Source organism: Pseudomonas sp. JAI115, from assembly GCF_014200835.1.
Lineage (GTDB): Bacteria > Pseudomonadota > Gammaproteobacteria > Pseudomonadales > Pseudomonadaceae > Aquipseudomonas > Aquipseudomonas putida_A.
Map to the genome: position 1 here is coordinate 995,294 of NZ_JACHCY010000001.1, position 13,495 is coordinate 1,008,788.

Consider the following 13,495-nt stretch of genomic DNA (forward strand, 5'->3'; position numbering starts at 1 on the left):
CCGCGCGCTCGCCCCGAGGCCGCGCGCGCGGCAGCCTGTGCAGAGTCTTTTCATCACTGCGCAGGCAATCCTTATGGCCGACGAATATCACCACGGCGTCCGCGTCCTCGAAATCAACGAGGGCACCCGTCCCATTCGCACCGTTTCTACCGCTGTCATCGGTCTGGTCTGTACGGCCGACGACGCGGATCCGAGTGTGTTTCCCCTAGACACCCCGGTTCTGCTGACCAACGTACAGGCTGCGATCGGCAAGGCCGGTACCGAAGGCACGCTCGCGGCCAGCCTGCAGGCCATCGGTGACCAAACCAAACCGCTCACCGTGGTGGTGCGGGTGGCCACCGGCAAGACCGACGCCGAAACCACCAGCAACCTGATCGGCACCACCAACGCCAGTGGTAAATACACCGGCATGAAAGCCTTGCTCGCGTCCAAAGGCCGCCTGAAGGTCACCCCGCGTATTCTCGGCGTTCCGGGGCTGGACAGCCTGCCGGTGGCCACGGCACTGGTGTCCATTGCCCAGCAGCTGCGCGCTTTTGCCTACGTCAGCGCCTGGGACTGTTCGACCAAAGAGGAAGCCACCGCCTACCGCGAGAACTTCGGCGCTCGTGAAGTCATGGTCATCTGGCCGGATTTCCAGAACTGGAACACCGTCACCAGTGCCACCGTCGCCGCTCCGGCCGTTGCTCGTGCCTTGGGCCTTCGGGCCAAGATCGATCAGGAAATTGGCTGGCATAAAACCTTGTCCAACGTCGCCGTCAACGGCGTGACCGGCATCAGTGCCGACGTGTTCTGGGATCTGCAGAACCCGGCCACCGATGCCAATTACCTCAACAGCAACGAGGTCACCACCCTGATCAACGAGGGTGGCTATCGCTTCTGGGGCAGCCGTACCTGCAGCGATGATCCGCTGTTCGCCTTCGAAAACTACACCCGTACCGCCCAGGTGCTGGCCGACACCATGGCCAACGCGCAAATGTGGGCCATTGACCGGCCCATGCACCCTTCGCTAGTGCGCGACATGCTCGAAAGCATCAACGACAAATTCCGCGAAATGGTGGCCGGTGGTTACTTGATCGGTGGCAGCGCCTGGTTCCCTGACGACGTCAACGACGAAACCACGCTCAAGGCCGGCAAGCTCTACATCGATTACGACTACACCCCGGTGCCGCCGCTGGAAGACCTCACCCTGCGTCAACGCATCACCGACCGTTACCTGGTCGATTTTTCCAGCCGCCTCAACAGCTAACCCCGGCCCTCCCCGTTGGGGAGGCAACCCCGTGTCCGCCGATCGGAGAACCCCGCCATGGCGCTGCCCCGCAAGCTCAAGAACCTCAACCTTTTCAACGACGGCCACAGTTACCTGGGCGTCTGCAAGTCCCTCACCCTGCCCGCGCTCGGTCGCAAGATGGAAAGCTACCGTGGCGGCGGAATGAACGGCCCGGTCAAGGCAGACCTGGGCTTCTCCGACGACGGCATCCAGCTGGAGTGGAAAACCGGTGGCCTGGATCTGATCTCGCTACGCCAGTTCGGCATGGTCAAGGCCTCGGGCGTGCTGCTGCGTTTCACCGGTGCGTTCCAGCAGGACGACACCGAGGAAATGAGCAACGTCGAGATCGTGGTGCGTGGCCGTCACGAAACCATCGAGATGGGCGAAGCCCAGCCCGGCGAAGACACCGAACACGCCATCACCACCACCTGCAGTTATTACAAGCTCACCGTCGACGGTGAGGACATCATCGAAATCGACCTGCTCAACTTCATCGAAAAGGTCGACGGCGTGGACATGCTCGCCAAGCAGCGTAATGCGCTCGGCATCTGATTACCCCGTTCATCCAACGAAATCCCCAATACCAGGAGCACCGTATGAATACCCCGACAAATGACAACACTGACGCCGCCGAAGTCATCAGCATCAACGACAACCTCGTCATCCTCGACAGCCCGATCAAGCGCGGCCTGCAGCAGATCAGCGAACTCACCCTGCGCAAGCCCAGTGCCGGCGAACTACGCGGCGTGCAGCTGGTGGAGCTGCTGAACCTGGACGTGGCCAGCCTGATCAAGGTGCTGCCTCGGATCTGCTCCCCGAGCATCACCGCCCCGGAAGTGGCCAACATGGACCCGGCGGATCTGCTGGCTTGTGGGGGCAAGGTCTCGGTTTTTTTGCTGCAGAAGTCGATGAAGACGGACGCATCCCTCGTTGCGTAGAAGAGGCCATGGCGGATCTCGCCGTGGTTTTTCACTGGGCACCGGCCGACATGGATGGGCTGGGCCTGCAGGAATTGATGCAGTGGCGCGAACGCGCGCGGGTGAGGCATAGCGCCGATGGCCAATGACTTGAAAATACGGCTGCAGCTCGACGCCATCAATCGCGTGAGCGGGCCGCTGAAGAAGATCTATGCCGGCAGCAACGAAACCGCCCAAGCCTTGAAAGGTGCCAATGAGCAGCTCAAGGCGTTGAAGACGCAACAGGCCAACGTGTCTTCGTTCAAGAAACAACAGGACGCGATCGCCGGCACGTCCGCTCAACTGGTCAAGGCGCAGGCCCACCTGCGCCAGATGAAAACCGCGCTGGGCAGCAATGGCGAAGCGTCGGCCAAGTTTAAGAACGATTTGCGCAAGGCCCACGAAGCCGTGCGCGATCTGACCAGCAAGTTCCAGGAGCAGCGGCGTGGCCTTATTCCTCATATCACCAAGCTCAAGGAAGCGGGCATTTCCACGGGCAACCTGGGCGCCGCCGAGTCCCGCCTGAAGACCTCCGTCGAGGCTGCCAATCGCGCGCTGACCACGCAGAAGGAACGGTTGAGCGCGGTGGCCAAGCAACAAAGCGCTTTGGCCAAGCACCGTGCCGTCTATGACAAACAGCAGCAGTTCGCCGGGCAACTGGCGGGCAAAGGCGCTGCCAGCATGGCCGGAGGGGGCGCAGCGTTGTATGGCGGTGCCCGTGTGCTGGCCCCTGGGATGGCGTTCGACGCAAGCATGAGCCGGGTTCAGGCGATTACCCGGCTAGAGGGCAACTCTGAAGAACTCAAAGGGCTGCGACAGCAGTCTCGCGACCTCGGTGGCTCGACCATGTTCACGGCGGGCCAGGCGGCTGATGCCCAGGGCTTCCTGGGCATGGCCGTATTTGACCCCAAGGCCATCAAAGCCTCGATGCCAGGCATGCTCGATCTGGCCGCCGCCGGCGGCGCTGAGTTGGCTCAGACCGCCGATATCGCCTCGAACATCCTGTCCGGTCTGGGTATGTCGGCTGACCAGATGGGCCGACTCGGTGACGTGCTGGTCGGTACCTTCACCCGCTCCAACACCGACCTGGCCATGCTCGGCGAAACCATGAAATATGCCGCGCCCATGGCCAAGACCTATGGCGTGGAGCTGGAAGTTGCAGCGGCGATGGCGGGCAAGCTCGGCGACGCCGGTCTGCAAGGCAGCATGGGCGGTACTGCGCTCAGTACCGTCATGAACCGTCTGGCTGCGCCGCCCAAAGCTGCTGCGGCGGCACTGGACCAATTGAAGATCAACACGGTCGATGCCAACGGCAACCTGCGGCAGATGCCGGATATTCTCAAAGAGATTCACGACAAAACCAAAGGCATGGGCACCGCTACCAAGGGTGGACTGCTCAAGGCCATCGCCGGCGCCGAGGCGGTCAAAGGCATGGCGCAACTGGTCGACGAGGCTGGCTCCGGCGAATTGCAAAAGCTCATCGCCACGCTGCGCCAAACCGAAGGCGAAGCCAGCAAAACCGCCAAGGTCATGGCCGATAACCTCAAAGGTGACCTGACCACCCTGGGCAGTGCCTGGGAGGATCTGGGCATTGAACTGCAGGAGCAGCAGGACGGCCCGCTGCGCGGACTGGCGCAATCCGTCACCGGCATCATTCGTGACGTGAAAGCCTGGGCGGCAGAGAACCCCAAACTGGCCGCTGGCCTGGTCAAGACGGTGGCCATCGTGGCAGCGCTGGCCGTGGCACTGGGGGGATTATTGGTCACGGTGGCCAGCGTGCTCCTGCCCTTCATCGCGCTGCGTCTGATGTTCGCGCAACTGGGCGTACGGCTGCCGAGCCTGATCGGCCTGTTCTGGAACCTGGGGAAAACCGTGTTGCCCTTTGTTGGCAAAGCGCTGCTGTTGATCGGTCGTGCCTTGATGCTCAATCCGATCGGCTTGGCCATCACGGCGATCGCAGCCGCCGCTTACCTGCTCTACGCAAACTGGGACGCGGTCAAAACCTACTTCGGCAGCGCTTGGGAAGAGATCAAGGCCGGCTTCAGCGGCGGCGTGGGGAGCATCGTCCAGACCCTGATGAACTTCAGCCCGCTGGGCCTGTTGTACCAGGCCTTTGCTGGGGTGATGTCGTACCTGGGCGTGGATCTGCCGAACCGCTTTACCGCGTTCGGCGGCATGATCATCGATGGTCTGGTCAATGGCATCACCCAGAAATTCGGTTCACTCAAAGAGACCATGTCGCAGCTGGGCGACTCCGCCACCGGCTGGTTCAAGGAAAAGCTGGGGATACACAGCCCGTCACGGGTGTTTGCCGAACTGGGCGGTTTCACCATGGAAGGGCTCACCCAAGGCCTCGATGACGGCGCCAAAGGCCCGCTGAGCTCGATGGGACGAATGACCCAGCAGCTGACGGCCGCCGGCATGCTGGCCGTGGGGACGGCGTCGATGCCGGCACTGGCGGTGGATGAACGGCCGCCACTGAGCAGCATCGCCGCACCGTCCTATGACAGCCATGACCACTACGAAATTAACATCCATACCACTCCCGGTATGGATGCCCAGGCGATCGCGCGTGTTGTGCGCGCTGAACTGGCGAACCATGCCAGCCAAAAAGCCGCCCGCCAACGCAGCAGCCTGACCGACCGAGACTAACCCCTATGATGCTTGCACTTGGCATGTTCGTGTTCAGCCTGCACACGGCTGCGTATCAGGAAATGCAACGCCAGACGGACTGGCGCCACCCCAGCAGCAACCGCATCGGCGCCCAGCCTGCGCGCCAGTTCCTGGGACGCGGCGAGGACGCCATCACCCTCCCCGGCATCATGCTGCCGGAGCTGACCGGTACCGCCCTGAGCCTGGATGCCCTGCGTTTCATGGCCGACACCGGCAAGGCCTGGCCAATGATCGAGGGCACCGGGCGTCTGTGCGGGCTGTGGATCATCGAAAGCGTGACCGAGACCCGCAGTCTGTTCTTTCCGGACGGCGCCGCCCGGCGCATCGAGTTCAACCTGTCGCTCAAGCGCATCGATGATGGCCGTATTGACCTGCTCGGCTCCGCCATCAGCAGTGGCCTGAATGTCATGCGAGGTCTGTTGTGATCGAGGCTGCTATTGCCGGTGTCACCGGCTACCTGGACGACGCGATCGAGAAATACCGCCGCCTCACCGCCTACCCGGTACCGGCGTTTCGTCTGACGGTTGATGGCAACGATATTGCGCAGTTAATCAGTCCGCGCCTGATGAGCTTGGAGCTGACCGACAACCGAGGCCTTGAGGCGGACCAGCTCAGTGTCACCCTGAGCGATCATGACGGGCTGCTGTCCATTCCGCCCAGAGGCGCGGTGCTGCAGCTGTGGCTCGGATGGAGCGACACCGGTCTGGTCGACAAGGGCACCTACACCGTCGACGAAACCGAACACAGCGGTGCGCCCGACGTGCTGAGCATCCGCGCCCGATCGGCCGATCTGCGCAAGGGGCTGAAAACCAAACGCGAGCGCAGTTGGACCCACACCACCCTGGGCGAAGTGTTGCGCGATATCGCCACCGGCAACGGCCTGAAAGCCGTGGTGTCCGGCGCTCTGAGCGAGCAATCCATCCTGCAGCTCGATCAGGCGAACGAATCCGATGCCAATCTGATTTGTCGTCTTGGGGAGGAGTTCGACGCGGTGGCCACCGTCAAGGCCGGTTGTCTGCTGTGCCTTCCGGCCGGCGGCGGCAAAACCGCCAGTGGGCTGGATCTGCCCCACATCACGCTAACCCGCGCCGACGGTGACCAACACCGCTACCTGCAGGCCGATCGCGACAGCTACGACGGTGTACGGGCGTATTTCTACGACGTGAACAGTGCCAAGAAGCAGGAAGCCATCGCCGGCGGCGGCGATAACCTCAAGGACCTGCGCCATACCTACAGCGACAAGCAGTCGGCATTGCGCGCTGCGCGTGCTGAGTTCAACCGGCTGCAGCGTGGCAGCGCCACCCTCAGCTACACCCTGGCGCGCGGTCGTCCGGATCTGATTCCGGAACTGACCTATACGCTCCAGGGTGTGAAGGATGAAATCGACGAGATCATCTGGTACGGCGGCAACGTGCAACACAGTCTCAGTGCCGACAACGGTTACACGATGAGTTTGGAGCTGGAAAGCAAGCTTCCGGAAGATACCGTAGAGGGCCTGGCAGAAGAGAACGCTGGGGATTACACCGGAATCAGTGCGAATTATCGCGACAAGAACACCGGGAAAGAAAAGACGGTAACCGCCGGTGATCAGGTCAAGCCGAAGCGGTTACGTTGGCTGTACGCCAGCGAGAAAACCGCAAAGCGAGCGGTTGAAAGGGAATGGGAAAAAATGCAGCGCAACACGTAAACCTAACCCCGGCGCTTGGCCGGGGTTCTTCCTTTCCTATTCTGACAGGAGAGTCAAGGCCTCCAACAAACGCAGAATATCATTTTGATGCTCAACGCTAATCAGGCTGAACATCTGCAATAGCCTCTCTTCTTGATTGCCCATCGCCTGTGCTTGAACAGGGTACACACCTGCTCCTGAATCACTGTTGTCATCCGACATGGAATACTCCTTTTCACACGTGGCGGGCTTCAGGTGCCGACGCATCCCGCTTTCCGGGAACCACGCCACAGCCGCCCAAAAATACGTCTAAGCGTCCAAGATCAAGCGCCAGACATTTGAGGCTTTCCGACATAAGTCGCTTCACGCTTACTGCCTAATAGCTAGGGTGGTTCAGCACCCTCATTTCTGAACGGGGAGGAATTCAGGCCATCTCAAGAAATGAGCAAGCAAATCTATTCCCCTCAAGTTCCTCATCCGGTTTTAACTTTTGTCCAGATGCGCGTTCGGATTCGCTCCATGCTTGATGGTAGTGACTCGAGTGGAAATAGCGTTTTCATAACTTCATGACTGGGCTTGAGTCCCGGGTTTTCGATCACATTTTTAGTAAGCGGAATTTCAGCATCTTTGTTTCCGGTGGCATATCCGGTGTGGGCTCCAACTTTGGCAATGACTTCTGGCCGCATCAAATAGTTTAAAAGCGCCACACCTTGCTCCGGATGTGGAGCATCTTTCAGTAGGACCAGATTTTCAGACCAGACCAAGGCACCCTCTTTCGGAATGCTATATGCGATCCTGCGGCCGTTTTTTGCACTTGCGCTTGCATCCATAGCTACGTTTGCATCCCCAGCCCAGCTAACAATCAAGCAAACATCCCCATTCGCCAGCTCTTGAGGGAGTTTTCCAGAATTAAAATAGCGAATATAGGGACGAATCTTCAGCAATAGCTCTTGCGCCTTTTGATAGTCATCGGCATTTGTACTGTTGTGCGGCAGGCCGAGATAGTGCAACGCAATGGAAACCATCTCGCTCGGAGCGTCGAGCATTGCAACTCCGCACTGCTTGAGCTTGCTGATATTTTCTTCTTTGAAAACTATAGCCCAGCTGTCAACAGGCGCGTTATCCCCTAAAGCGCTCCTAACTTTATCGACGTCATAGCCTATGCCAGTAGTTCCTAAGAGGTATGGAATTGCGTAGCGATTGTGGGGGTCGTTTGCCTCTAACAGTTGTAACACTTCGGGGTCGAGATGCTTCCAGTTACTCAGTTTTGAACGATCTAGCTCTTGGAGTGCCCCCGCTTGGATAAGAGTGGGCAACACGTTCGAAGTAGCTACCACAACGTCATATCCTGACCGCCCAGCCATAATTGTGCTAAGCATCACGTCAGCGGTATCAAAACTACCGTTCACGACTGTAATCCCAGTCTCTTTTTTGAAGTCCGTGGGGGTATCAGGCGAGATCAGCTCAGACCAGTTAAAAAGACGAACTCTGTCACCGTTTGCCAACACTGAAGCGCAAGCCCCCGCACCGAGAACCAAAGCTGTAACAAGATGAAACCATTGTGCGTTTTTCATAACAAGTCCTTATGCGACCGGCTATACCGAGTGGTATCTGCATCCTGAAATTACTGTAACCGGTGCAGAGGGCATTGGGAATACACCCCAATACCTAGGTCTTTGGGAGTAGACGAGATGTCGATCAAAATCGAAAACTTTGCTTGGCATCGCTCGTTCGGAGTACTGGTAGACCAGATCGTAACGCCCAATTTTTGGGGTGCCTTAGTACGTCTGCTGAATGAGTACGTAAAGGTTGATAACTGGGTAGCATTGATCTTCAGCGATACAGGCATCGAGGTAGTAAGCTTTATCGAATGGACAGACGAAACGGAAAGAGATGGCCTCCTTAATAATTATGTCAACGGGCTTTATATGCTTGATCCTTTTTACATCACCAACCGCGAAAACCCAAAAAGTGGACTGCTTCACCTCTTAGATATCGCACCGACACATTTCCTAAAGACAGAGTATTACAACACATACTTTAAACATTACATCTCATCCGACGAAGTAAGCTTCAACGTCCAACTGGAAAACAATAAAACCTTATGCCTCTCCCTCGGCAGCAAAACTCGCTTCTCGCAAAAACAGGTGTCACTGTTAGAAGTAATTAGCCCTTGGGTGATCGCGACGATGCGACTACGCATGAACTTCGAACAGATTATAGAAAAAACACCTGGCAAACGCCCAAAATGGCAAAAAGTAATGGCACAACTGAGCAAAGAACTCACAAGCCGCCAAATGGAAGTCATTAAACTTCTCTTTAGCGGCTACTCTAGCGAGCAAGTCGCTAGCAAACTGTCCATCTCAATAAAAACAGTCAAAACGCATCGACACGATATCAACGCAAGACTGAAAGTAAATTCTTTAGCAGAGATATTTGCCCGTTATTTTAACAGATAAGTAGACGATCATTAACTCAGTCGCCTGCTGTGAGCGCGCCTCTAAACTAAGCCACTCACAGCAATACTCTCTGTGGTCAACAACTCCTATGGCTCAGCTTGTCTGATGACTGCGAGATTTGATTCAAACTATTTTTGCGTCGCTGCGTTAGCCAATGCGAAAGCCATTCTCATCAGTGACTGTCGGTCACTTTCAGCCATCGCCCGATAAAATCCTATCAAGCGATCTTCTTCAGGCGTAACGCTTTCAAGCGGAGTGGGCGTACGCTCGCCAGTAACAACGTACAAAACGTCCACGCCTCTCTCTGCCACGGCTGCTAAATACGCTGAATCCGGGCTTCGCTCGCCTTTTTCGTAGTTGAACTGAGAGGTTTTGGCTACCCCAGCCAAAGTCGCGAATTCCGCTTGGTTTGTGCCCAAACGCACACGTTCCTGTCTCAATCTCTCGCCAATATTCAACAAAACGACTCCATAATAAGTTGACTATTCAACAATCGTTGAATAACCTCTACCTGCCATCACATGAAATCACACGAATCTGAACTATGCACCCCACCTATGCACACGAGCAAGCATGTCAACGGGCTAGAGACCGTCTAACGGGCCTTGGGATCACAGCGAAAGACTGGGCAGAAAAAAACGGATTCAACATCTCAACGGTCTACGCCGTTTTAAACGGGCAACAGAAGTGTCTGCGTGGCGACGCACATCGCGCAGCGGTCTTGCTTGGCATCAAAGACGAAAAGTAGAGGACAGAATAGTGAGCACTTACAAGCTGGTTTGCCCCTGTTGCCGGAGCCCGATGCGCATGCGCACATCTGAAGGCCAAACCCCCTGCTTCCGTTCTGTGTATTCGGAATGCACCAGCTTTCTCTGCGGCGCCACATTCTCTGGCTCATTGGTCTGGGAATATCAGCTCAGTCCGACGGGCCTCGAACACCCTCTGCTAGTCCTTCCCATGGCACCTACAAAAGTGCGCTTGCTAGCGCGCCGTAACCTGATGCCGGCAACTACTCAACCCGATCTGCTGGACCAAATGGAAAAGGAGCAAGCTTGATGAAAAATGCTATAGACCTTGATTATCGGGAATACCAAGAAACTATGCAGACCGCTGCCCTCACCTTTTTAGAGCGCCATCAGTGCGAACACCTGGGCAGCGACCAATTGTTGTTTTCCCGCGCGGTGCAGCACCTGGTCGGTTGCCTAGAGGTGCCATGGCACATAGCTGAAAAACTGGTCAGCCGTGCTTTCGGCGAACTGAAATCCAACAACGACCGTCACCAACTTGACATCAAGGCTAGCTCCAGCCACGTCGCAGTCATCACCGATCCTGCCAGCGGCCTGACTTGGGCCGTACCGATCAGCATGATCTACCAACGCATCCTCAATGCACCGGACAACCGCCGACTGCGCCTCGTAACACCGTAATCCCCGACTAACCCCTCCCGCGCCCGTTTCCAATGGGTTTGGGTGAGCTTTGCCCTAAATCCGAGGTGGACCATGGAAATCGACGTCGCCATTACCGCAAAACTTCCCAGAGAACAGGCCGAAGCCCTGCTCCAGGAGCTGCGCGCGCAATACTCGATCCAGTTCAACGAGCACTGGTACGACGATCGGTTTCGCCGGATCCCCGTGGGTTTGCGGCACGGCTCGTTATTGGCGGCCTTCCCGGTAATGGCCGCACAAAAACGCCTGATTGGCGCCCTTAAACACAGCCTCGACGAAGCGAAGTAAGCCACGATGGAAATGGAACAAAGGCTGCGCGCCGACGTCATCCAACGCATTGAGCGCGACTACCAGCTCAAGCACATTCCCGGCACGAACTACATGCGCAAGGGTGTATGCCCGGCGCCAAGTTGCGGCCAGAAAACCCTGTACACCTTCTACGATTCGCCCTGGACGTTGATCTGCGGGCGACCGGAAAAGTGCGACCACCGTGTCCACGTTAAGGATGTATACGACGACCTGTTCAATGACTGGAGCAAGAACGCACCGTCGACACCGGATAACCCTCTTGCCACGGCACGCGCCTACCTCGAATTTGCACGCGGCTTCAAATTTGAGCTGATCGCCGGTTGGTTCACTCAGGAGAATTACTGGGATGGCCGGAAGAACATCGGCAGCGCCACAGTACGATTCGCGCTTGAGAAAGGTGGGTACTGGGAACGCCTGATCGATCGGCCAGATCGCTTCGGCAACATGAAAGCTCGCTTCCGTCCCTCCGGCGAAGGCCTGACCGGTTACAAGGGCGTCTGGTGGTGTCCGCCAAGCGTTGACCTACTGGAAGTCGACGAGCTCTGGATAACAGAGGGCATCTTCGACGCTATCGCGCTGCTGCATAACGATGTGTCGGCCGTGTCGATGATGTCCAGCGCCCCCTGCCCAACCGACTCCCTCAAGGCCCTGGTCAAACTGCGCCACGACGCTGACAAGCGCTTGCCGCTGCTGGTGTGGGCACTGGATAACGAGCCCGTCGCTAAGGCCAACATGCGCCGCTGGGCGAAGGAAGCACGCGACCTGGGCTTCACCTGCAAGGCGGCGGTGATCCCGCAACCCCATGGCAAAAAGGTTGACTGGAACGACCTGCATCTGCGGTGGAAACCGATCGAGGGCGACGACAAACGTGTCGAGCGGATCGAGCAGGATCTCGACGAAGCCCGCCACCACGGCGATTTGTTGCTGGCTGACTCGGCTGAGGAAAAGGGTTTCCTCATCTACCTGCGTGACGAGCGCAAGGAATTCAACTTCACGTTCCGCAAGCGCCTGTACTGGTTTCGGCTGGATCTTGATAAGTACGACCGCGCCATGGGCGATCTGGAAAGTTCAGACCGCCATGAGGACCAGCTGCTCAACGACGAACAAAAGCGATACAAGGCGCTGCGCCAATCCGGCTCGGTGTCCAGCATCGCCAACTGCAATTTCCAGGCGCTGTATTACATGCGCAACGACCTCACCGATGAGGCTTGGTATTACTTCCGTATCGAGCGCCCGCAAGGGCCTGCCATCAAAAGCACGTTCACGGCCAAGCAACTCACGTCGGCGCCTGAGTTCGCCAATCGCCTGCTCAATGTCTCCAACGGTGCGATGTTTGAGGGCAGCGCTCAGCAACTGAAACGGATTCTGGCGCCTCAGCTGGACTGCCTGAAAACCGTCAATACCATCGAATGGATCGGCTACAGCCGCGACCATGGCGCCTACGTCTTCAACGACCTGGCCTTTCACGGCGGCAAGGTACAGGTGCGCAACAAGGAAGACTTTTTCGACCTCGGCAAGCTGAGTATCAAGTCGCAGAGCCAGTCGCCGGTGTTGCACATCAATACCGACCTAAATGCCTACAACGAGGGTTGGTTCGACATTTACTGGCGCTGCTTTGGTGTACAGGGGCTGGTGGTACTGGCCTGGTGGCTGGGCGCGTTGCACGCTGAGCAAATCCGCCAGATCCACAAGTCGCTGATGTTCCTGGAGCTGGTGGGTGAAGCCGGCTCGGGTAAGACCACCTTGGTGGAGCTGCTGTGGAAGTCGGTCGGACGCACTGATTACGAAGGCTTCGACCCGTCCAAAGCGACCGCCGCAAGCCGTGCGCGCAACTTCTCGCAGGTCAGTAACTTGCCCGTTGTGCTGATCGAGTCGGAGCGCGAACAAAAGGAAGGCCAGCCGGTTAAACACTTCGACTGGGACGAACTGAAAACCGCCTATAACGGCCGCAGTGTTCGCTCTACCGGCGTGAAAAACAACGGCAACGACACTCACGAACCGCCGTTCCGCGCCGCGCTACTAATCGCGCAGAACAACCCGGTGAACGCTTCAGAACCCATCCTGCAGCGCATCTGCCATGTCCACTTGACGCGCGAGCACCACACGCCGGAGACCAAGCAGTACGCCGAGCAGTTGGAGCGCATGCCGATGGACAGCATCAGCGGCTTTCTGGTCAAGGCGCTGCAACGAGAAACCGAAACCATGCGCCTGATGGAGGAGAACACCTCCGGCTACGAACAGGAGCTACTGGCCTTGCCGGGCGTGCGCACCGTGCGTATCGCCAAAAACCACGCCCAACTGCGCAGCCTGGTGGATGCACTGGCCGGGGTCGTGCCCCTCGGCGAGCAGCGCAAAGCTCTCGCACACGCCGAGATCAGTCGCATGGCCCTGGAGCGGCAGCAGGCAATCAACGCCGACCACCCGACCGTGCGCGAGTTTTGGGACCTGTACGAATTCCTCAATGGCATGGACGAGAAAGGCGCGCTCAACCATGCACGCAAGGACGGGCTGATTGCCGTGAACCTCAACGAATTCGTTGAGATGGCTGTCAACAAACGCCAGCAGGTGCCCGCGCTCAGCGATCTGAAACGTCTGCTCAAAACCAGCAAGTCACCCAAATTTCTGGAGTCAAACAAGCCCGTCAACTCGGCGCGGTCGCTCGACGCCTTTGATAAACCGAAAACCATTCGCTGCTGGGTATTCCAGGGCGTTTAACCGCA

General features: G+C 57.7%; 16 protein-coding genes. 13 read left to right on the forward strand and 3 right to left on the reverse strand.

The features are described from left to right. Nucleotides 1–73: 73 nt before the first annotated feature. The 7 genes from HDC30_RS04565 to HDC30_RS04595 are packed head-to-tail and all read left to right on the forward strand — an operon-like array spanning nt 74 to nt 6,583. Complete coding sequence (locus HDC30_RS04565) at nt 74–1,246, forward strand: phage tail sheath protein (RefSeq protein WP_183781115.1); 1,173 nt, start codon at nt 74–76, stop codon at nt 1,244–1,246. Between the two features lie 57 nt (nt 1,247–1,303). Beyond that, nucleotides 1,304–1,819 (forward strand): phage major tail tube protein, encoded by a 516-nt coding sequence (locus HDC30_RS04570; protein WP_183781118.1) that lies wholly within the window; start codon nt 1,304–1,306, stop codon nt 1,817–1,819. Nucleotides 1,820–1,863: 44 nt separating this feature from the next. After that, entirely contained in the window at nt 1,864–2,205 is a 342-nt protein-coding gene (locus HDC30_RS04575; protein WP_183781121.1) for a phage tail assembly protein, read from the forward strand. Between the two features lie 8 nt (nt 2,206–2,213). Next, on the forward strand, nt 2,214–2,333 hold the full coding sequence (locus tag HDC30_RS04580; protein ID WP_183781125.1) for a GpE family phage tail protein: 120 nt from the start codon (nt 2,214–2,216) through the stop codon (nt 2,331–2,333). Next, entirely contained in the window at nt 2,323–4,875 is a 2,553-nt protein-coding gene (locus HDC30_RS04585; RefSeq protein ID WP_183781128.1) for a phage tail tape measure protein, read from the forward strand. Before HDC30_RS04580 ends, HDC30_RS04585 begins: the two co-directional genes overlap by 11 nt. A gap of 5 nt (nt 4,876–4,880) precedes the next feature. Then, entirely contained in the window at nt 4,881–5,321 is a 441-nt protein-coding gene (locus tag HDC30_RS04590; RefSeq protein ID WP_183781131.1) for a phage tail protein, read from the forward strand. Further along, nucleotides 5,318–6,583 (forward strand): phage late control D family protein, encoded by a 1,266-nt coding sequence (locus HDC30_RS04595; protein ID WP_183781134.1) that lies wholly within the window; start codon nt 5,318–5,320, stop codon nt 6,581–6,583. Before HDC30_RS04590 ends, HDC30_RS04595 begins: the two co-directional genes overlap by 4 nt. A 36-nt stretch (nt 6,584–6,619) precedes the next feature. On the opposite strand, the gene HDC30_RS04600 is transcribed toward HDC30_RS04595, so the two are convergent. Beyond that, nucleotides 6,620–6,784, reverse strand: a complete 165-nt coding sequence (locus tag HDC30_RS04600; RefSeq protein ID WP_183781137.1) for a hypothetical protein — start codon at nt 6,782–6,784, stop codon at nt 6,620–6,622. 251 nt (nt 6,785–7,035) lie between these two features. Beyond that, nucleotides 7,036–8,136: an extracellular solute-binding protein gene (locus tag HDC30_RS04605; RefSeq protein WP_183781140.1), complete on the reverse strand. Its 1,101-nt coding sequence runs from the start codon at nt 8,134–8,136 to the stop codon at nt 7,036–7,038. A 117-nt stretch (nt 8,137–8,253) separates the two neighbouring features. Here HDC30_RS04605 and HDC30_RS04610 point away from each other — a divergent pair, with 117 nt between their 5' ends. Continuing rightward, nucleotides 8,254–9,021: a helix-turn-helix transcriptional regulator gene (locus HDC30_RS04610; RefSeq protein ID WP_183781143.1), complete on the forward strand. Its 768-nt coding sequence runs from the start codon at nt 8,254–8,256 to the stop codon at nt 9,019–9,021. 128 nt (nt 9,022–9,149) lie between these two features. Here HDC30_RS04610 and HDC30_RS04615 read toward each other — a convergent pair whose 3' ends face one another. Next, a complete protein-coding gene (locus tag HDC30_RS04615; protein WP_183781344.1) occupies nt 9,150–9,479 on the reverse strand; it encodes a helix-turn-helix domain-containing protein in 330 nt (109 codons plus the stop codon). Between the two features lie 86 nt (nt 9,480–9,565). Here HDC30_RS04615 and HDC30_RS04620 point away from each other — a divergent pair, with 86 nt between their 5' ends. From HDC30_RS04620 to HDC30_RS04640, 5 genes are all read left to right on the forward strand, one after another. Beyond that, the gene (locus tag HDC30_RS04620) at nt 9,566–9,769 is read left to right on the forward strand and encodes a DNA-binding protein (RefSeq protein ID WP_183781146.1); all 204 of its coding nucleotides are present in this window, start codon (nt 9,566–9,568) and stop codon (nt 9,767–9,769) included. A gap of 11 nt (nt 9,770–9,780) precedes the next feature. Beyond that, nucleotides 9,781–10,077, forward strand: coding sequence for an ogr/Delta-like zinc finger family protein (locus HDC30_RS04625; protein ID WP_183781149.1), 297 nt, complete (start codon nt 9,781–9,783; stop codon nt 10,075–10,077). Then, nucleotides 10,077–10,448 (forward strand): hypothetical protein, encoded by a 372-nt coding sequence (locus tag HDC30_RS04630; protein ID WP_183781347.1) that lies wholly within the window; start codon nt 10,077–10,079, stop codon nt 10,446–10,448. The genes HDC30_RS04625 and HDC30_RS04630 overlap by 1 nt, the downstream gene beginning before the upstream one ends. 72 nt (nt 10,449–10,520) lie before the next feature. Then, the gene (locus HDC30_RS04635) at nt 10,521–10,754 is read left to right on the forward strand and encodes a hypothetical protein (RefSeq protein ID WP_183781152.1); all 234 of its coding nucleotides are present in this window, start codon (nt 10,521–10,523) and stop codon (nt 10,752–10,754) included. Between the two features lie 12 nt (nt 10,755–10,766). Further along, nucleotides 10,767–13,490: a toprim domain-containing protein gene (locus tag HDC30_RS04640; protein ID WP_183781352.1), complete on the forward strand. Its 2,724-nt coding sequence runs from the start codon at nt 10,767–10,769 to the stop codon at nt 13,488–13,490. Nucleotides 13,491–13,495: the final 5 nt, after the last annotated feature.